13 protein-coding genes are annotated in these 22368 nt (G+C 39.9%); 9 read left to right on the top strand and 4 right to left on the bottom strand.

From position 1 onward, the window contains the following. Positions 1-126 precede the first annotated feature (126 nt). Positions 127-3774: a methionine synthase gene (gene metH / locus IPO27_02180; protein MBK8845410.1), complete on the top strand. Its 3648-nt coding sequence runs from the start codon at positions 127-129 to the stop codon at positions 3772-3774. A 173-nt stretch (positions 3775-3947) separates the two neighbouring features. Here metH and IPO27_02175 read toward each other — a convergent pair whose 3' ends face one another. Further along, entirely contained in the window at positions 3948-5114 is a 1167-nt protein-coding gene (locus IPO27_02175) for a hypothetical protein (protein ID MBK8845409.1), read from the bottom strand. A 248-nt stretch (positions 5115-5362) separates the two neighbouring features. Here IPO27_02175 and IPO27_02170 point away from each other — a divergent pair, with 248 nt between their 5' ends. Then, positions 5363-6376: a hypothetical protein gene (locus tag IPO27_02170; protein ID MBK8845408.1), complete on the top strand. Its 1014-nt coding sequence runs from the start codon at positions 5363-5365 to the stop codon at positions 6374-6376. Positions 6377-6520: 144 nt separating this feature from the next. On the opposite strand, the gene IPO27_02165 is transcribed toward IPO27_02170, so the two are convergent. Then, positions 6521-7885 (bottom strand): dipeptidase, encoded by a 1365-nt coding sequence (locus tag IPO27_02165; GenBank protein MBK8845407.1) that lies wholly within the window; start codon positions 7883-7885, stop codon positions 6521-6523. A 761-nt stretch (positions 7886-8646) separates the two neighbouring features. On the opposite strand from IPO27_02165, the gene IPO27_02160 reads away from it, so the two are divergent. Beyond that, entirely contained in the window at positions 8647-11514 is a 2868-nt protein-coding gene (locus IPO27_02160; GenBank protein ID MBK8845406.1) for a gliding motility-associated C-terminal domain-containing protein, read from the top strand. A 56-nt stretch (positions 11515-11570) separates the two neighbouring features. Continuing rightward, positions 11571-13778 (top strand): T9SS type A sorting domain-containing protein, encoded by a 2208-nt coding sequence (locus IPO27_02155; GenBank protein MBK8845405.1) that lies wholly within the window; start codon positions 11571-11573, stop codon positions 13776-13778. 441 nt (positions 13779-14219) lie between these two features. Here the strand turns inward: IPO27_02155 and IPO27_02150 are convergent, their stop codons facing one another. Then, positions 14220-15719 carry a T9SS type A sorting domain-containing protein gene (locus IPO27_02150; protein ID MBK8845404.1) on the bottom strand — a complete coding sequence of 500 codons (1500 nt, stop codon included), beginning with the start codon at positions 15717-15719 and terminating at the stop codon, positions 14220-14222. Then, complete coding sequence (locus IPO27_02145; GenBank protein MBK8845403.1) at positions 15719-16948, bottom strand: T9SS type A sorting domain-containing protein; 1230 nt, start codon at positions 16946-16948, stop codon at positions 15719-15721. Before IPO27_02145 ends, IPO27_02150 begins: the two co-directional genes overlap by 1 nt. A 440-nt stretch (positions 16949-17388) precedes the next feature. Between IPO27_02145 and IPO27_02140 the strand changes: the two genes are divergently transcribed. From IPO27_02140 to IPO27_02120, 5 genes are read left to right on the top strand one after another with little or no spacing between them, the layout of a single operon-like run. Beyond that, positions 17389-18375 (top strand): AAA family ATPase, encoded by a 987-nt coding sequence (locus IPO27_02140; protein ID MBK8845402.1) that lies wholly within the window; start codon positions 17389-17391, stop codon positions 18373-18375. Positions 18376-18413: 38 nt separating this feature from the next. Then, positions 18414-19286 carry a DUF58 domain-containing protein gene (locus tag IPO27_02135; GenBank protein MBK8845401.1) on the top strand — a complete coding sequence of 291 codons (873 nt, stop codon included), beginning with the start codon at positions 18414-18416 and terminating at the stop codon, positions 19284-19286. A gap of 16 nt (positions 19287-19302) precedes the next feature. Further along, the gene (locus IPO27_02130; GenBank protein MBK8845400.1) at positions 19303-20289 is read left to right on the top strand and encodes a hypothetical protein; all 987 of its coding nucleotides are present in this window, start codon (positions 19303-19305) and stop codon (positions 20287-20289) included. Positions 20290-20306: 17 nt separating this feature from the next. Then, complete coding sequence (locus IPO27_02125) at positions 20307-21293, top strand: VWA domain-containing protein (GenBank protein MBK8845399.1); 987 nt, start codon at positions 20307-20309, stop codon at positions 21291-21293. A gap of 4 nt (positions 21294-21297) precedes the next feature. After that, positions 21298-22356 (top strand): VWA domain-containing protein, encoded by a 1059-nt coding sequence (locus IPO27_02120; GenBank protein ID MBK8845398.1) that lies wholly within the window; start codon positions 21298-21300, stop codon positions 22354-22356. Positions 22357-22368: the final 12 nt, after the last annotated feature.

Raw genomic sequence — 22368 nt, 5'->3', positions numbered from 1 at the left:
AAATCAGAAACCGATAAGAAATTGTGTGCAAGGCAACTATAAAAATGTAGTTTATGCATGTATAGATAGTATGTTTTGCAATAGGATATAACAAATTCAAGGTGATCGTATACCTTAATAGTAGTGATGAAAATAAAAGAGATATTAAAGAAAAAAATCCTCGTAATTGACGGGGCTATGGGCAGTTTGATACAACAATATCGTCTGTCAGAAAGTGATTTCAGAGGAGTGCAATTTGCCAACTGGCACCGCGATTTAAAAGGTAACAATGATTTACTCAGCCTAACCAAGCCGGAGGTTATCGAAGAAATTCATTTAAAGTATCTGGATGCCGGAGCTGATATTATTGAAACTAATACATTCAATGCAACCTCTGTAAGCCTTGCCGATTACGATATGCAGGCATACAACTACGAAATCAACCTGGCTGCTGCCAGGGTTGCCAAGCAAGCGCTTTCAAAGTATATTGCTTCGCATAATTTATCGGCCGAAGAGGCACAACAAAAATTTGTTGCCGGAGCATTGGGGCCAACCAATAAAACATTATCCCTTTCGCCTGATGTAAATAATCCCGGATATCGCACCGTTACATTTGATGAAGTGCGTGAATCGTATGCCGATGCCCTGCGTGGACTAATTGATGGTGGTGCCGATTTGATATTAGTAGAAACCATTTTTGATACGCTAAATGCAAAAGCAGCCTTGGTTGCCATACAAGATGTTTTTAAAGAAAAAAATTGCGAGTTACCCATTATGGTATCAGGTACCATAACCGATGCTAGCGGGCGTACCTTGAGCGGACAAACCGTTGAAGCTTTTCTTAACTCGATTTCGCATCTTCCATTATTGAGCATAGGTCTAAATTGTGCACTCGGTGCAACTGAAATGCGCCCATATCTGGAAGAACTTTCTTCCAAAGCGCCATTCTTTATTTCGTGCTATCCCAATGCGGGTTTACCAAATCAGTTTGGTGAGTATGATGAAACACCTGAGCAGATGTGCAACCATATTGAAGATTTTTTGCAAAGCGGATTTATAAATATTATTGGAGGTTGTTGTGGCACAACACCATCACACATCAGGCATATTGCTCAGCATGCACATAACCATAAGCCACGTGTAATTCCGCAAGTAGAACCTTACTTGCGCTTAAGTGGCTTGGAGGCAGTTACCTATCGCCCCGATAGTAATTTTTTAAATGTTGGTGAGCGCACCAATGTCACAGGTTCTAAAAAATTTCTTCGACTTATTAAAGATGAGAAGTATGATGAGGCATTAAGCGTAGCCCGCGAGCAGGTAGAAGGAGGTGCACAGGCTATTGATATTAATATGGACGAAGGGATGCTTGATGCTGTGTATGCCATGACCACTTTCTTAAACCTGGTGGCAGCCGAACCCGACATTAGCAAGGTGCCCGTAATGATTGATAGCAGTAAGTTTGAAGCTATTGAAGCCGGATTAAAATGTTTGCAGGGAAAGGGTATTGTAAACTCCATTTCGCTAAAGGCTGGCGAAGAGCAGTTTATGCATGAGGCAAATATTATTAAGAAATATGGTGCAGCGGTTATTGTTATGTTGTTTGATGAGAAGGGGCAGGCAGATACTACCGAACGCAGAATTGAAATTGCACAACGAGCATATACGGTGTTAGTTAACAAAGTGAAATTTGCTCCACAAGATATCATTTTCGACCCCAATATTTTTCCGGTGGCAACGGGCATGGAAGAACATCGTAAAAATGCAATCAGCTACTACGAGGCTACCAAATGGATAAAAGAAAATCTGCCGTACGCTAAAGTCAGTGGTGGGGTGAGCAATGTTTCATTTTCATTTCGTGGCAACGACCATGTGCGCGAAGCCATTCATGCCGCCTTCTTATATCATGGTATCAGGCATGGTATGGACATGGGCATTGTAAATCCTTCGCAATTGGTGGTATATGACGAAATTGAAAAGGACTTGCTTGAAAAGGTTGAAGATGTATTGTTTGACAGGGATGAGGATGCAACCGAAAAGCTTATTGCTTATGCGGAGAAAGTAAAAGGCACATCAAAAGAAAAGGAGGCTAAGGAAGGAGCATGGCGTGCGCTGAGCTTACAAGAGCGCATTACACATTCCCTCGTAAAAGGAGATGCAGATTATATAGAACTTGATACAGAAGAAGCGCGACAGCAATGCAACCGGGCATTGGAAGTTATAGAAGGCCATCTCATGAATGGCATGAGCGTAGTGGGTGATCTATTTGCTGCTGGAAAAATGTTTTTACCACAAGTGGTAAAAAGCGCAAGGGTAATGAAAAAGGCTGTGGCTTTTCTTACCCCTTATATTGAAGCTGAAAAAGTGAAAGGGCAGGCAAAGGGAAAAATTGTGCTTGCAACCGTAAAGGGCGATGTGCATGATATTGGAAAAAATATTGTGGGAGTAGTGCTTGCCTGCAATGCCTATGAAATTATCGATTTGGGAGTAATGGTTGCTTGCGATAAAATACTGAAAGCTGCGCGCGAACATCAAGCCGATATCATTGGCTTAAGTGGATTGATAACGCCCTCGCTTGACGAGATGGTGCACGTAGCGCACGAAATGGAACGCGAAGGATTTACCATTCCCCTTCTCATTGGCGGTGCTACCACCAGCAAAGTGCATACCGCTGTAAAAATAGAACCCCATTATTCGGGTGTAACGGTGCATGTAAACGATGCTTCGCGAAGTGTGCCTGTGGTGAGTCAACTGCTATCGAACGAGAATAAAGATGCATACATAGCCGAAATAAAAGCAGAACATGAGCGTACACGAGGGTATCACAAAGCAGAACGTGCAAAAGCCAAATACCTCAAGTTGGATGAAGCAAGGAAAAATAAATATCAAATTGATGTTTCTATAAATGTTGCAGCGCCTAAACTTCCGGGCATCCATGTTTTTGAAGAGTATGACCTTGCCGATATTGCTACTTACATCGATTGGACGCCCTTTTTTATTTCGTGGGAAATGCGTGGTTCCTATCCCAATATTTTACAAGATAAAATTCGTGGCGAAGAGGCACGAAAATTATTTGCCGATGCACAAGACATGCTTCAGAAAATTATTACCGAAAAATGGATTACCGCCAAGGCAATAATTGGATTGTTTCCTGCTGCAGTAGAAGGGGACGATATAAAGGTGAATGATGTAAGTGGCAGCCAACATCTTTGCACCTTCCATACGCTGCGACAACAAACACAAAAATCGGATGGGATGAAAAATATTGCATTGAGTGATTTTGTGCAGGATTACATTGGAGTATTTGCCCTCGCTACCGGTTTTGGAATTGAGAAGTGGATAGAAAAATTTGAAGCAGATCATGATGATTATTCAGCCATCATGCTAAAGGCGCTTGCCGACCGCCTTGCCGAGGCCTTTGCCGAATTAATGCACAAAAAAGTACGTACACATTATTGGGGATATGCAGCCAACGAAAATTTATCGAACGATGAATTGATAAAGGAAAAGTACGATGGCATTCGCCCAGCACCCGGCTATCCGGCACAACCCGACCACACCGAAAAAATTACTTTATGGAAATTACTGGATGTGGAAAACCACACAGGCATTAAGCTAACTGATAGTTTGGCTATGTATCCAACTGCAGCCGTGAGTGGTTTGTACATCGCTCACCCCGAATCACAATATTTTGCCGTAGGCAAAATAGAAAAAGACCAGGTTGAAGACTATGCACGAAGAAAAAATAGGAGCGTGCCAGAAATTGAAAAGTGGCTTGGGCCGGTATTGGCTTATTAATCAAAGCAACGTATATAGTTACCGCTATAAGAGAAAAGCAATACACAAGGAATCATTACTGCAATTGACCAAATATTGCAGCCGGCTGTGTGTGCCTCTGGTTGATGCCGTAAGTTCTGCCTTGTGTATTGGAGCTATTTAGTGAAAACTGTTTAAGTTAATAAACTATCTCTTTATTTGAGATAATAGTTAAGGTCTCTGTTACTTTTATTATTGCGTTGTTTCTTTTTTGCATTAAAACCAAATGATACCCCAATGCGGAGGCCCTCTTTATATGGCATTGCATAGGCGTTTAGAGGTATGTTCAGCTTTCCCGATTTTAGTGTTAACCCAACTGCGAAAATAAAGCCTCCTTCAAGGACAGGTGTACCACGGCTATCCAGGCGGGTTTGCAAGGCGTAAGGATTAGCTACTCCAAAGCTATCCGGAACATATTCACCTTTCAATTGCCATTCGTTTGCTGCATCATAGTATCCTTCAGCTTTACGTGCCATACGAATACTAGGGCCAAACGCAAATTCTATCCCGTGCCTGTAGTCGCGCACACCGTGCAATATGGTCAGGCTTGGTATAAACAATCCCTGATCAAGTCCGCTAATCATGGGAAGAAACTCAAATAGTGCCTGCAATCTTCCTTGAGTTAGATATTGCTTCTCGAGTTGATAACCAAACTGAAACATGTATGGATACCCATCGAAACCGCCTTTATTTCGCGGTGCACTTAAAACCTTTCCTGCTTCGCCACCAATATACACAGCACCAAAACGAGGGCCATCTAGTCCCAATGTTTCTTCCTGCGGATTATTAATGTAACTCTCCTGATTAAATTTTCGGGTTAGTTGTCTCACCATCTCGGCATCATTGGGTTGACTAAACATATCATTTACGCTTAGCTTAATTATGTTAGCCATTTCATCGGGAAGATTGAGGTATTCTTTGACACTCGTTTTTTCAATGGTTTGGGATTTTACATCAACCAAGTTAAGCGTGAGTATAATGGTTTGTCCATAGTCATCAATAAAACCACTCAACATTTTGGTAACGTCAAGGGCGGTGCCAGCTTCGCACAAACAAATTTTGCCATAGCAATTATCAATGGTCATATTTTTTTGTTTCAGAATATATTCCATGTCGTAGCGGTCCATTACTTCCAACTCAGTAACTTTCCCCAATTCGTTTCGGACATAAGTACCTAGAAGTTGTGGAGATAGTTTTTCATTTTTATAGTCGATACTTATTACCGCTATTTTGCTTTTAGCCGTACCTTCCTGAGCTTGCAGTGCTAGCGCACTTGCAATTGCTAATACCAGAATGCTTAGAGATTTAATTACCTTTTTCATTTCGATTAATTTTTTATAATTTTTTAAAAATCATTTTTAAAAATTGCGACACAAAAGTTGCATGCCTGCAAGAGATTGAAAAACGGGAAAAAGTGTGGATATGTCGTTTTATATGAAATTTCACAAAAGGGTGTGCTTGTTTCGTTATCGATTTATTGAAATTTGCAGTAAATGACAGTATGTATCCCCCAATTTGCAATTTTTAGTTATTTTTGAAAAAGCAATAATTGAAATTCAATAAAACTAAGATGGCAAAAATTAATACAAACGAAATTCAATTGCGTTTTATCAACGAATTAAAGAAGTATGCCGGCAATCTTTCGATAGCAGATATCATGTGCGATGTACTTAACCTAAGTGCAGATAGCGCGTACAGACGCATTCGTGGAGAAACAGTTTTGGGCCTGGATGAAACGATATTGATGTGCAAGCATTTTAATATTTCGCCCGAAATATTAATGGAAAGAGCAAGTAACAAGGTTACCTTTTCATACAAGTCTATTGCCGGCCCTGATTTTGATTTGGATAATTACCTGCAAAGCATCATCGATGATATTGAGCAAAGCAGGCAACTAGATATTCGACAACTTTATTTTGCAGCCGAGGATGTTCCTGTATTTCATCACATGGATTTTGATTTGCTTACTCCGTTCAAATTTTTTTACTGGCGCAAATCCATTTTAAATGACCCTGCCTTGCAGGGCAAAAAGTTTGAGCTAAAGCATATAGGCAAGCGCACCTTGCAATTGGCACAGCGCATTAGTTTTTTATACAACATTATTCCAGCTACAGAAATATGGACCGAAGAGACCATCACTTCCACCCTGAGCCAGATAGTTTACTATGCCGAAGCTGGGCTGTTTCAAAATAAAAAAGATGCCATTGGAGTATGCCAGGATGTGCGATTATTAATGCAACACTTGCAACATCAGGCAGAGTTGGGTACAAAATTTTTACGTTCAAATAAAAAACCTACCATACTTAACAACTTTAACCTCTATGCTTGCGAAGTGCAAATAGGCAACAATAGCATATTGGTAGTAAGCGAAACTTTGAAAACTTCATTCTTATCGTTTAATACATTTAATGGTTTACAAACTTTTAATTTAAATTACTGCAACGAGAATGAGCGATGGATAAATAATCTTATTCAGAAAGCGATGCTTATAAGTGTGGTGAGCGAGAAACAGCGATTACAATTTTTCAGAGCAGTAAGTAAACTGATTGATGCAGCGCAAGAAAAAGTAGAACGAAGTTTTTAATCAAGGTGCACCGGCAGCATTATGTAAAAATAAAACTCCCGCATGGCACCTGCCATGCGGGAATATATGTTGTTGCAAAACCATTCGAAATAAAACGCTTATGATGGTTTTTACTATTATGGTAAAAACATGTAAGAAGCAGAATTACCCCTTTGCAAAGTTTGCAAAGAAATGAGGGATGGTTTCTATTCCTTTCAGAAAATTAAAAACACCAAAATGTTCATTGGGCGAATGGATTAAGTCGCTATCAAGACCAAAACCCATCAGCACAGATTTTAATCCTAATTCTCTTTCGAAAAGCGCAACAATTGGAATGCTGCCCCCGCCTCTTGTTGGTATTGGCTTTTTGCCAAAAGTGGTCTCAAGTGCTTTGGCCGCTGCATGGTAGGCAACACTATCGGTAGGGCATACATAAGGTTCGCCACCATGATGTGGTGTAACTTTTACCTTTACTGAAGGTGGAGCTATTTTTTCAATGTGCTTGGCAAATAGCGCAGTTATGGTATCATGTTTTTGATTTGGCACCAGACGCATCGAAATTTTAGCATAAGCCTTTGATGGCAATACGGTCTTGCTTCCTTCGCCTGTGTATCCTCCCCAGATTCCATTTAATTCGAAAGTTGGTCGAATGCCTGTGCGCTCTATGGTAGTATATCCTTTTTCACCGTGTACATCTCCCACATTCAAATCTACTTTGTATTCATCAAGATCAAATGGTGTTTCGTTTAGCTCAGCACGTTCGGCTTCATTAAGCTGTAATACTTCGTCATAAAATCCGGGAATGGTGATGTGGTTGTTTTCATCTTTCATAGAAGTAATCATTTGTGCCAAAATCTGTATCGGATTTGCAACAGCACCGCCATATACTCCTGAGTGTAAATCCCGGTTTGGGCCGGTTACTTCTACTTCTACATAACTTAGCCCTCGCAATCCAACATCGATAGATGGGGTATCGTTGGCAACAATGGATGTATCGGAAATCAAAATCACGTCAGCCTTGAGCCGCGACTTATTGTTTTTAACAAATGTTCCCAGGTTGGCACTGCCTACTTCTTCTTCGCCTTCAATCATGAATTTTACATTGCAAGGCATTTGATTCATTTGATTCATCAAATCAAATGCTTTAACATGCATAAACACCTGACCCTTATCATCGCAGGCACCACGGGCATATATTTTTCCATCACGTATTTGAGGCTCATAAGGTGGCGTGGTCCACAATTCAACCGGGTCGGCAGGTTGCACATCATAGTGCCCATACACAAGAACTGTTTTAAAGGTGGGGTCAATAATTTTTTCTCCATAAACGATGGGGTGTCCGGCTGTAGCACAAATTTCTACCTGATCGGCTCCGGCTATTTTTAATTTATCAGCCACAAATTGTGCAGCACGTGCCACATCTTCTTTATACTTGCTATCGGCACTTACCGAGGGAATGCGCAGCCACTCCATCAACTCTTTTAGATACTGCTCCTGATTTTTGTTAATATGTTCCTTTAGATTTTCCATCTTAAAAATAAAATTTGATAATTTTGCAAAGGTGGACACAATATGATTAAGTTCAAAGTTTGACAATTAGTATTTTGGCTTGCTAAAAGTATCTGTGACACCGGTATCCTAATAATGAAATTTCAAACTGCTAATTCTTCGATAAATCTGTCAATGAAAAAATATTTAGTCTTTGCTTTGTTGTTTTATTCAATAGCTGCTTATGCTCAGCCTTCTAACGATGAGTGTTACAATGCTATTCCAATTGTAATTCCTGCCACTGGTCAAATTTGCCTCACCGCCACCAACCTAAATGCCACCCCCGATGCCATTGCGCCCAATGCTTGTAATGCACCTACCGGAGGCAACGAAGTTTGGTTTACCTACATTACCACGGGAACAAATAATCTGATAGCAGTATCGCCAACAGGTGGTAATCCGGCTCAAACAGTTAGTATTACCATTCCAACGGGAGGATGTTCGGGTAACATTCCCCTCGATTGTAATACTGCACCTGGTCCCAACGGCACAGCGCTAGTCAACCAGTTATTACCTATCGGAACTCAAGTGTGGTTTGAAGTTACTTCGCTTACTGGCGATGGTGAATTTACAGTTTGCATAACTTCTATCGACAATTTACCACCTTACGGCCCCGGTATAGGCGACTCTTGTGTAAATGCCATTCAGGTTTGTAATAAGCAAACAGTGACCACATTGGGTGCTCCTGCTTTTACCTCTTCGGGCGATACCATATCATGCTACAAGTTTGGCCCCAAAGCGACATGTACTTTAAGTTTGATGTGGCAAAGACCGGAACGCTTGAGTGGTTGGCAACACCTAGTGGAAATATTAACCTTGATTGGGAAGTGCTTGATATTACCGGAGGTTGTCCTGGAGTTTCCATTGCGTGTAACTATGTGTACACCCCACCCGGTGGGCAAATTACGGGAATGCAAGACACCTCAACTACGCCATGTAGTAGCGGACATATTTGTCAGTCGGTAATAGTTACAGCAGGTAATACGTATGTTATTCATATTAACAATGCTTCGTGGTTGCCCGGTGTTGGCTATACACTTTCGTGGGGTGGAACTTTCGAAATGGCACCATACTCCGGTTTCGCTATTAGCAGTGCCACCGGCTGCGGTTCGTTAACTACAACCGTGCTTGACAGCAGTGTGGGGGTTACAACCTATAACTGGATCTTTGGCAATGGTAATACATTTGCAGGGCCTAATCCTCCGGCACAAACGTATATTGCCACCGGTACCTATCTGATTTCTTTAGTTGCTTCAAATAGCAATAATGGTTGCTCACACACAAGTAGTGCCTCTGTTACCGTCTATGATAAGCCTACAGCTGATTTTATTTTTACTGATACCACTATTTGCCTTACCCAAACCACAACAGCTGTTTATGTAGGCAATGCTGATACAACCGCAGCGTATAATTGGGATTTTTCGGGAGCGACTATTGTAAGTGGTTCGGGGCAAGGTCCCATTACCGTGCAGTGGCAATCTGCAGGAACTTTTCAGGTAAGTTTGTATGTTGTAAAAAATGGATGTAGCAGCGATACAGTAATTAAAAATGTTTATGTAAGTGCACCACCCGATTCTAATTTTAATATGCAGGCAACGGTTTGTACAGGCGATACCATCATGATTGCCTATACCGGAATTGTGAATAACGGCACCATCTACACCTGGAATACCGGAAATGCCTTTGTGGTTGGCGGTAATGGAAACGACACTTTGATGCTTACATGGAGCACCCCTCAACTTGACAGCATCGGCTTACAAGTAAACGATGCCGGATGTATAAGCGCGTTAACTTATCAGCTAATTACGGTTAATGAAAAACCTACTTCTTCCTTTTTTATTACGGATACTGCATGCACCAATCAACCTGTGCTAACAACATATACCGGTACCGGTACAATAGCAGGTTTGTATAACTGGATATTCGGAGGAGCTACTGCCGTGCCGGGTGGCACAGTGCAGGGGCCACATGCCCTTACCTTCGCTACTTCAGGTACGTATATTGTTGGGCTTGCAGTGCTTGAAAACGGTTGCATTTCGAAACCCACAACGGATACTATATATATTCAGGATTCTCCCGATGCAAATTTTTCTCTTAGTGATGACACACTTTGCACCGGAGAAACAGTTACAATTACCTACACCGGTTCAACTCCGGGAGCCACTTATTTTTGGGACTTTGATGGCGGAAATATTATTTCAGGCAGTAACCTTGGACCATTTGACATTGACTGGGCAACTTCGGGCCCACACATTGTTTCGTTAATCATGATTAATAGTAATTGCAATGATACCCTTACCGATACTATTTATGTAGGCATAACTCCGGTGGCCGATGCAGGAATCGATCTTGCCTTTTGTTCGCTCGATAGTGGACAACTTGGTGCTCCAATCATTCCATTAATTACATATGCATGGTCGCCTGCTGTTTCGTTAAGTTCAACTTCGGTAGCCCAACCGTATTGCAATTTGCAAAACACCGGAAATACCGCGCTCGTTCAATCCTATTACCTAACGGTGAGCAATACCTATTGCTCAGCTACCGATACGGTAACCGTTACGGTTACCGCAAACCAGGAAGCGGTTATAGGAAGTACTACCTTGTTAACCCAGTGTATTAGTAATAACAGTTTTGATTTTACCATAAATGCCCCGTTGGTTCAGGGTGCCGGAATCATTTGGGATTTTACGGCCAATGCTGCCCCTGCCAATGCCAATACTGCGACTGTAACAGGAGTTACTTATAATCAGATTGGTACCTATATTGTTAGTCTGATAACTTCGGCCAATGGTTGCCCTCCCGATACGGATACTGTAACGGTAACCATATTAGATGCACCTACGGTTGATTTTGGTGCCGATACGATTTTAGGTTGTCCACCATTGACTACCAATTTTACTGATAGCAGCAGCGCACCACCGGGTAGTACGTACCTCTGGAATTTTGGAAACGGAGATACATCTTCTTTGCAAAACCCATCGTATACCTATACGGTATCAGGAGTTTACCATGTAAGCCTAACGGTTACATCACCAAATGGTTGCAGTACAACTTATACAGATAGCTCCTTGGTTAATGTAACACAAACGCCTATCCCGGGACTTGATGCTGACCCATTGGTAGCCACTATTGCCAATCCTTTAATCCAGTTTATCAATACTACTCAATATGGCGATTCGTGCCTGATAGATTTTGGTGATGGCACAACCCATTTAGGTTGTGACAATGTCTTACACACCTATCAGGATACAGGAACGTATATTGTATGGTTATACACAACCAGTGCAGGAGGATGCAAGGATTCGATCAGCATTGTAGTTGAAATAAATCCATTTTATGCCTTGTATTTGCCTAATGCTTTTACTCCGAATGAAGATGGATTCAATGATGTATTAAAGGCTGTTTGGGAAGGTGTAGATAATATTGAATTCAGTTTGTTTAACCGTCTGGGCCAAATGGTGTTTAACACAAAGAACAAAAATTTTCAATGGCGCGGAACTGACTTTGCCGGAAAGCGAGTTCAGCAAGGTGCTTATGCTTATACCATTTTTATTCAGGATGATCTTGGTAAGAGGCACTACCGTCAGGGAATTATTAATGTTGTCTATTAAAATCAGACATCAAACACTTTTGCTTTAAATTCGTTTATAAATAAAATCACTTCAACATGAATAAAATTTTGTGTACAGCTTTTGTTGTACTGGTAATTGTAAAAATTTCTACGGCCCAATTTTATTTTAGGGCTAATCCAATGGTTACACACAATGGCAATACGCTTGCCGACCCTTGGGCAGGTGGGCTTAATAATTGTATTCCTTCTGAAATTGATATTGACTTGGATGGAAAAAACGACTTGTTGTTTTTTGATATGAAAACAAATAAGCCTTCTGTTTTTCTTAATAAAGGAAGTGCCGGAAATACCAGCTATCAGTACGCTGTAGAGTATGCTCAATACTTTACCCAATTCAAAGATTGGATACTTTGTCAGGATTATGATTGTGATGGCAAGGCCGATATTTTTACACATAGCAATATACAGGGCAATGTGGCAGTTTATAAAAATACATCCACTACGGGCAATGTGCAGTTTACCTTGGTTACCTCTCAACTTATGACAAACTTTGGACCACTGCCCACCAATATATATGCAAGCTCCGAACAAGCAATTACTTTTTGGGATTTGGATAACGACACCGACCTTGACATTTTTGCCTGGCCTAATTTTCCAGATGGAACCGTTTTCTTGCATCGCAATAAATCAAGTCAGTTAGGGTTTGGTTGTGATTCTCTCATTTTTGTTACCGATACATTTTGCTGGGGCAAAATGGTTTTATGTTTAGGAACAAATGGAGTATGCCAGTTTAATGCCACATGCAGTTTGTTTGCAAAAAATCCGATTGATGAATGGTATGCTGATTACAACCCTTCGGATGCAGCTAAGCGTGATGACACACTGAGCAGCCTTACCGCTTTTGATGAAGATGGTGATGGTGATCCTGAATTATTATTTGGTGATGTGAATTCAGAGTTTTCACTTATGGCGCACAATGGTGGCGATAATTTTTTGCCCATTGCCGATAGTCAAGATCAGTCGTTTCCTTCGTACGATAAACCTGCAGAAGTAAAAACATTTATTCAACATGGTTTGAGCGATGCCAACAATGACGGACGCAAAGACATTTTGTTTTGCGCCATACGCGATTATAATAATCATTCTGTTTGGCTTTATACAGATACATCGACTACACAGGATCCTTATTTTCATTTTAACGATAGTCTTTTTCTGCAACGCGATATGATAGAAACGGGAGCGTATGCATTCCCACAATTTTTCGATTATAATGGCGATGGTCTGATGGATTTAGTGGTCGGTAACGAAAAATATTTTCCAGAGGAAAATGGAATAAAAACCGGATTGATGTTATTGAAAAATATTGGTACCGCACAAGCACCACAGTTTGAATTAATAGATCGCAATTTTGCAGATGTTAATTCACTTAACCTCGCTACCGGAGGAGCAACACCTTCGTTTGGTGATATGGATAACGATGGAGATATAGACATGATTATTGGTACTGAAGATGGGCAGTTGCATTATTTTGCAAATAACCCTATTGGTAGTGTTGCCAATTTTGTATTGACAAGCCCAAACTATTTTAGCATTGATGTGGGTAATTATAGCATGCCGCAGATTATAGATTTGAATGCAGATGGTAGACTCGATTTAGTAATTGGAAGGCGAAGAGGTTGGATGCAATATTTTGAAAACACCGGAACTGCAGCAAGCCCACAGTTCAGCAATATACCAACCAAAGATACCTTAGGGGGCATAAATGTGGCACCCATATTTGCCATAACCGGATATGCAGCACCGGCATTTTATAAAGAAAATGGTGTAACTAAACTTGCTATAGGCAGCGAATCGGGTAATGTGTACATATATGACAATATAGATGGCAACATGATGGGCAATTATAATTTGGGACAAACATTAATTAATGGTACCGAAGGGCCGAATATAGCTCCCGCAGTATTTGATATTAATGGCAATGGATCAATGGATTTATGCATTGGTAACCGCAGCGGAGGACTAGGCATCTATTACAACAGCGCTAGCGCTGTTGAAGAGCAGGTAGCTTCATCAGCGTATTCCGTTTTTCCAAATCCGGCAACTAATACGGTTACCGTTTCAAAAACTATTTTGAATAACACATCTTCCTTTATGGTAAGAATTTTTTCATCGCTTGGCCAGGAAGTAAAAAGTGCAAGGCTAACGGCCTACAACAACGTCATTGATATCAGTAGTATGTCACCGGGAGTATATACGTTGGTCATTGAAAATGCAACGGGTGGGTATAGGTTGATAAAATTGTAAATTAACATAGCCCATGGCAGATGCCATGGGCTGTAATTTGCATTCCAAAAGGAAACTAGTCGATTTTATTAACCTTCAGGCTATAGGAATTTTCCTTTGTTCTAATTCGTGCAACTCACATCTCCCGCAAGCGTCCACGCTTGTGGCCTATAGCACGTTTGTGTAATATCCATTCATTTTTATTACTTGTCATAGAAATATTTCATTGAAAGCATTGCGATAATAAACGGCCACAAGTGTGGACGCTTTCTGTAGCGAGGGAAAATTTGTGATACCCATTATGATTTTATTTGTGTCGCCCCGCTGGGGCTATGTTGATGTTTTTTGCATTTTCTATTAACCTGTCGCTCTGGTTTGGCTATTTAATCAGTTGCTTATTTATTCACTTCTCACCATAGTGCAGTTCTATGTTTTTCACCTCTCCCGTATTACCTCCCAATATTATTGCGAGTCAATGACCATAACACGTTTACAAGTGTTAATCCCCTTGCCTGTAATATGCAACATATACACCCCTGTTGACAAGTGCGGCAAATCCCACCGCAGCGAAGCAAAGTGGCCATACAACATTCGTTGGTCTATGCGGGTGCCCATTATATCGTACAACACTGCCAATGCCGAAGTATTCTGTGGCAAGGTATAGTTGATATAGAACCATTCCATAGCGGGATTGGGACTGATACGTAAATCCTGGAACACTGCATTAGGTGTTACCCCAAGGCCTAAACTATCGCACACACTACCCAACACTGGGCCTAAATCATAATTAGGCCAATTGGGAGCCGAGCGCTGATTAAGTTTAAGCAATGGAAAAGCATGTTGCTGCACATCGCATGCAAGGCCCAGGTTATCGGGTTGGTTAATAATATTGATGGCTTTGTAGTTGGCCTGTGTTATTACATACAGTTTATTATCAGGCCCCAGAAAATGCCTGTAAAAGGTATTAAAGAAAGGCGAACTAGGCATAATGAATGTATCAGTATGCGCTACGTGAATTTTAGTAGCTACCATATTTGCCGAATCTTCTAAATTGTATTGATACAAATCGAGCCATGTTGACACATACAAGAATTTATTATTTGGCGAAAAGCCGACACCCCCACATTGCATAATAAGCGTGGTATCATGTATGGGATTACTAAACATGCCGGTACAGCGGTCAAATTGCATTATTACAATTCCTCCGTTAGCATCGGCACGTGCATACCAGTTGCCATCGTTGCTAAAATTTCCTTGCCCGGTATATTCAATAGAATCTAAAATTGGTCCAATGAGTTGTTCACTTACCAGCATGGTGTCGGGTGTTACCAATACTTTGTAGTATTTATTGGTAAAGGCCTCTAAGCATACTATCCACCAATCGCGCCCATTGGCATGCTTTACGCCTGATAAAAAACCATCGGCAAGCGTATCGTACACTACATTTGTTTTACATGAGATAACCTCCCCACGACCACTGTCAGCATCCATGTCCACTTCAAAATAAGTAAGCCGTGCATCCTGATAAAAAATACTGAAATCATAGTTTAATTGGAACACAAGATAGTGATGGGGAACGTTGGGTTTTGGTATAGAGAAAAGCCCATCCGCTACACCTAAGCCTATGTCAAGATAAAACGGGTCAGTATAGAAAGTTGAATCAATAAATACTGAATCACAGCCTTTTATTCGATTATGGAATCTATTGTTTACATACAAGCCATTACTATAAAAAAGTAAGTTGCCGCTTGAGTCATTTGCTGCTAATGAAGTCATTGTAATTCCAAAACCTGAATTAATGGCATAATTAGTAAACACTCCATTCGAGTATTTTATAATAGCAGGACCCCACAACGGAAAAGCATTTAAGCCTGACCCATAAATAATATTGTCTTTCATTGATTGTGAAAAGCCTATGGCTGACAACAAAAACAAAAAGGCAATTAGATAGATGCGCTTCATTACTTTACTAGATTAAATTTGTAATTTCGAGAAGTACGGTTTTTTCTAATCACTTGCAGCACATAAATTCCATTAGGCCAAGAAGTAGTGCCTATTGTATTCTTGTTAGGGTTGGTTTTTTCTATCACCTTTCCATACATGTCGAACACATTTATTTCGATATAATCTTGCATTATCTCAATAGGCAATGAAATTACTTCATCAACAATTGAAAATGGAATGTGTTGCCCTTTATCATTTACAACATTCGAAGCTTTATAATTAATGCCAACCTGTGTACAATTATATTTATTGTCTGCTACAAAGGTATGGTCAAGCGATTTTATTATACCTTGTGCATAGTTAACAGCAACACCATCAGTATAAGGGCATGCATTGGCAAGCGTTGTAACAAGTTCAATGTCCCCTTGGGTTAGTGAGTATAAATTATCAAATACTATCTTATTTAATATTGGCGTTAATTGTTGAAGATTTGTAGTCATTAATGTATTATCGGTAATAGAACTGATACTATTGCTCCAGTTGGTTTGCAGAGCGTCTAAGATTGGCTTTTTTAATAAATAAGCATTTCGCATTGCAATTTCACTTTGTTGTATATTACCTTGTATTACAAATGTATTTGTTAAGGTTGTCTTGTAAGAAATCAAATTGCTGTTGGTGCCGATACTAGCCAACAGAAGGCTTTTATTTTCCAAATAACTTTTTATTAATTGGATTTGTGGTTCATAATCTAAGTGTAAATCATCTATTGCTTTTGCAAAATCTAGACGTAAATGTGATGCATCAGCAAAATTATTGTAACGGCCATTTTGATTTAGACTATAAAAATTCTGCAAAACAGTGCTTGTATCAATATCTAAAATACTATCGCGTATTCGTTGATAAAGTGTAGTCTTGGCTAATTCTAAAATACCCAGCTCATATTCAAGGGTAACAGGTATATCCTGCGCAATTCTCAATTCGCTTTCTAATATGTTTTCATCATCTTCATTTTCAATTGTGCCATCGTTTATGAATAAGGTACTGCCGGGGTTCACTATTATTCTATTGCCCGGATTCATTTGGATAATTGTGGAAGCGTTTATTTCGACTGTGGTAGCATTATCAATAATAATGTCATTATAAGTGCCTGAAGGTAAAACAACGGTTCCTCCTGCATTGATTAATGTTACATTGGGATTTACAGGACACTGTGATTTAAGAATGTTTATTGTAAATAGAGGTAACAAAATTATAATTTGCGCAGGGGGCAATTAATAAACTTTTTTTCTTAGGAAAAAAAGTTTTACGCTTGTTTGATAAAAAAGATTGGGAATTTTCTTCTGCAAGCTGTAGCAATGTGTTTTGATTTTCCATTGGATTTAAGTTTTTAAATGTTTGGTAACCCTTATAACTTTTAGGCAATTACAAATTAAACGAAAAAGTTTTTATTAGAGCAAGCTTTTTATAATTCACTCAATATTATTTTATTAATTCTCTCACCCTTCTGCTTTAATTTCCCCAACAAAAAAATAATTGAAGAAAACCCAAGGCAAAGCATTATGGTAGGTCTACAAAAAAAGCCCGCATATCATTAACAACATTTTAACTCAATGTAACGCAAGTGTAACAAACGTTATGGCCTCAAAGTGTTAAAATTGCACCTCGTAAAAATTACGCATTCAAACTTATGACTGATATAAAAGAAATAAACGAGCGTATCCAACAGGAAAGCGCTTTTGTAGATTTGATTAACCTTGAAATAGGAAAATCCATAGTAGGGCAAAAGTATATGATAGAGCGACTGCTAATTGGTTTGCTAAGTAATGGGCACATTTTGCTCGAAGGTGTTCCGGGCCTGGCTAAGACCTTAGCCATAAAATCGCTTAGCACCGCCATCGAAGCAAAGTTTTCGCGTATTCAATTTACTCCTGACTTGTTGCCTGCCGATTTAATTGGCACCATGATCTACAATCAGAAGAAGGAGGAATTCTCAATACGCAAAGGCCCTGTGTTTGCCAACTTTGTTTTAGCCGATGAAATTAACCGCGCTCCTGCCAAGGTACAAAGTGCCTTGCTCGAAGCCATGCAGGAAAAACAAGTAACCATAGGAGAAAACACCTTCGAATTGCCGCAACCATTTTTAGTGCTTGCCACACAAAATCCAATTGAACAAGAAGGAACGTACCCCTTGCCCGAAGCGCAGTTAGATCGTTTCATGCTCAAGGTGGTAATTGGTTATCCGAGTAAGGAAGAAGAAAAATCCATTATCAGACAAAACTTAAGCAACGAAGAGAACAAGATAAACGCGGTAGTAAGCACACCGCAAATTATGAACGCTCGCAAGGCTGTGAGAGAAGTGTATATGGATGAAAAAATTGAAAAGTATATTGTAGATATTGTTTTTAGTACACGTTTTCCAAAGGAAAACAAACTTCCTAAATTGGCGCAGCTGATTAACTATGGAGGCTCGCCACGTGCAAGTATTAATCTGGCTTTGGCAGCCAAGGCATTTGCATTTATCAAGCGTAGAGGATATGTAATACCCGAAGATGTGCGTGCGATAGCGCATGATGTGTTGCGCCATCGCATTGGGCTTACCTATGAGGCCGAAGCTGAAAACGTTACTACCGAACAAGTAATTAACGATGTACTTAATGCAGTTGAAGTACCATAAGATTTGTTGGCTCAAATAAGTCTTAAACTATTACAGGGATGGAAACGCAGGAGTTAATTAAAAAAGTTCGAAAAATCGAAATTAAAACCCGTGGTCTGAGCAATCAGATTTTTTCGGGCGAATATCATAGTGCCTTTAAAGGTCGTGGTATGGCTTTTAGCGAAGTTAGAGAATATACTCCCGGTGATGATATACGCAGTATCGATTGGAATGTAACAGCACGTTTCAATAATCCGTACGTTAAAGTTTTTGAAGAAGAGCGTGAGTTAACGGTTGTGTTATTAGTTGACATAAGTGGAAGCGGAGAGTTTGGAACTCAATACCAGTTTAAGCGTGAGTTAATTACTGAGATATGTGCAGTACTTTCTTTTTCTGCAATAAAAAATAATGACAAGGTAGGAGTGATTTTTTTTAGCGACCGTATTGAAAAATTTATTCCTCCTAAAAAAGGGAAATCGCATATCCTCCGTATTATTCGCGAACTGATAGAATTAAAACCCGAAGGTCGCGGAACCGATGTGGCTATGGCCTTGCGATATTTTACCAATGTAATTAAAAAAAGGTCTATCTCTTTTTTGATTTCCGATTTTATGTCGCCCGATTATAAAGATGCGCTTAAAATAGCCGCGCGAAAGCACGATTTGGTTGCCTTGCGCATATACGATGAGCGCGAGCAACAATTACCTAATGTAGGTTTAATGCAAATAACCGACTCTGAAACTAAACGTAGCATCATAGTGGATACAACCAATGCATCGTTAAGAAATTATTATGCACGGTTTTTTGAAAAACGTGTTGCACAGCATAATGATACACTTATCAAATGTGGTGTAGATGGTGTGGACTTGCGCACTAACCAGAATTATGTGAAACCATTAATGGCATTATTTAAAAAACGTGAAAGAAGGTAAACGAGAAATAATGAACATGTTTAATGTAAAATATCACAATGTATTTTGTTTCGCTTTTTGCTTGGCATGGTGTATTGGTTTTTTTACATTGGTAAATGCCCAACCACAGGTTTCTGCAAAACTGGATACCAATTTTATAAAAATTGGTGATCAAACATCGTTGCGTTTAAGTGCCACCTTAACGCAAAAAGAAAAAGGAATTTGGTTTGCAGTGCCTGATACTTTTAATACGATTGAAGTGATATTGCGCGACACCATAGATACGATTGCAAGTGCCAATGGATTTCTATTAAGTCAGCGAATTGTAATCACTTCATTTGATAGTGGGTTGCATACCATTCCGCCTTTGTATTTGCGAAGCAACCTTGATTCTTCTGCAACCGGCATTGGCATAGGCACCCAACCAATCATGCTTGGTGTACAAACAATTCCTGTAGATACTACCAAGGCTATTAAAGATATTAAAGGGGTAATAGATGTGCCGTTTGATATTATGGATTACATCTGGTATATAGTAGGAGCAATAGCATTGGTGGTGCTGGCAGGTGTGCTTATTTATTTTTTACGCAAAAGAAAACTGAAGCCGGTAGTTTTAGAAAAGAAAATTCCAACAAGGCCTGCACACGAAATTGCATTTGAAAAATTGAATGAATTGAAAGAACAAAAACTTTGGCAACAAGGAAACTACAAGCAGTACCATACTCAACTGACAGATATAATGAGGCAGTATCTTGAACATCGCTACCGAATAAATGCAATGGAGTTTACTAGTGACGAAATAATGCAGAGTTCTACCATTCAGCAATTGGCTGCTACTGATAACATTAAGTTGAGGGAGATGCTTACCCTTGCCGATTTGGTAAAGTTTGCCAAGACCATTCCTATAGGTGGCGAGAATGAGCGAAGCATGACCGATGCTTTTGATTTTATTAAAAGCACTATGCAGGTACAGGTTGCTAATGCAACTGCATCAAATAATCAAAACAATGGCAATCAACAATGATAGAATGGTATAACGATATACGATTTTCGCAACCACATTTTTTATGGTTGTTCCTGACGTTGCCCATCATGTTAGCCTGGTATTTTTTTGTGCTTCGCAAAAAAAAAGCAACCATAAATTTCAGTCAGACCGCCCCCTTCCAATTTTTTAAACCAACCCTAAAGCAACGGCTGGTAAATATGCCATTGGTGCTGCGCTTATTAGCAGTAAGCGCCATTATACTTGGTTTGGCACGACCACAATCAAGCAGCAAGGGCCGCAATGTAAGTAGCGAAGGCATTTCAATTGTAATGGCACTGGATATTAGTGAGTCTATGTTAGCCGAAGATTTTAAACCAAATCGTATAGAAGCTGCTAAGTCAGTAGCAATAGATTTTGTAAAAGGCCGTGCCACCGATCAGATTGGTTTAGTGATTTTTAAAGGCGAAAGTTTTACCTCATGCCCTATAACAACCGATCATTCGGTATTGGTTAACCTGTTAAGCAAGCTTAACAGCGATCTTATTCCTACACCACAAACAGCTATTGGCGAAGGTCTTGCTACCGCTGTTGCGCGAGTGAAAGATGCTAAAACAAAAAGTAAAGTAGTTATACTTCTTACCGATGGGCAGAACAATGCCGGCAGCATAGCACCAGCTATGGCGGGAGAAATTGCAAAAACATTTGGAGTACGTGTATATACCATTGGTGTTGGTACCAAGGGTTTTGCACCTTATCCCATGCGCACGCCTTTTGGAATTCAATATCAGAACATTCCGGTCGAAATTGACGAGGATGTGTTACAAGCAATAAGCAAACAAACAGATGGAAAATATTTTAGAGCTACCAATAAGAAAAAGTTGCAGGAGATTTATGCAGAAATTGATAAGATGGAAAAAACAAAGATCAATGTAACTGAGTTCAGAAGGTATACCGAAGAATATTTGCCCTTTGCAGTTGCTGCTGCTTTTTTATTGTTACTTGAGTTTTTATTAAAGTATTTAATATTGAAATCATTGCCATAAGCGAATGAAAGAGTTTAGAATAGCACACGAAGTATGGATATACGCATATCTTGCCATTCCGGTTATGATAGTGCTTTTTCTATTGTTTTATCAATGGCGAAAAAATGCATTGCGTAGGTTTGGCGAGAGGCAAGTGATACAGCCTTTGTTTGCTACCGTGTCCAACGCTAAGTTGATAAGTAAATTTGTTTTAATTACGATTGCAATGCTTTTCATTATTACTGCTATAATTGGACCTCAACTTGGAAGTAAACTGGAAGAGGTAAAACGAAAGGGTGTTGATCTGGTTGTTTGTCTGGATGTATCCAACTCTATGAATGCTGAAGATTTAAAGCCTTCGCGTATCGAGCGCAGCAAGCAGGCATTGTTCCGCCTGATAGATAAACTGGATGGCGACCGTTTAGGTATCATCGTATTTGCAGGGCAATCCTACACCCAACTTCCCATAACTACAGATTATGGTGCTGCCAAGTTGATGGTCTCAACTATAAATACAGATATGGTACCTACGCAGGGTACTGCCATTGGCAGCGCCATTGAGCTGGCCGTGCAATCGTTTGGTGATAGTATACGCAGGCATAATGCAGCCATTGTTGTAATTACTGATGGCGAGAATCACGAAGACGATGCTATAGAAGCAGCAAAAGAGGCAGCCGAAAAAGGCATTGTAGTGCATACCATAGGCATGGGCTCTGCAAGTGGCGCACCAATCCCAATTATGCAGTATGGTCAGCGTGTTGGTTTTATGCAAGACGAAAGCGGGCAAACTATTATGACTAAACTAGATGAGAATAACCTGATGCAGATAGCCGATGCGGGCAAAGGAAAATTTATTCGCGCCTCTACCAGTGATGATGGTTTAGCCATAGTATTTAAAGAGTTAAGCAAACTTACCGACCGCGAATTCTCTTCACAATTATTTACAGATTATGAAGATCAGTTTCAGTGGTTTCTTGGCCTTGGATTGTTATTTTTGATTCTTGAATTTATATTGAGCGAAACCAAAAGTAAATGGATAGAAAGTTTGAATTTGTTTGGTGATAAAAAAACAAGCGTAAAATGAAATTGGGAAAGT

Source organism: Bacteroidota bacterium, from assembly GCA_016714535.1.
In the GTDB taxonomy this organism is placed as follows: domain Bacteria; phylum Bacteroidota; class Bacteroidia; order AKYH767-A; family OLB10; genus JADKFV01.
Note: the sequence above shows the minus strand (reverse complement) of the source record. Positions and strands in the feature narration are given on the sequence as shown.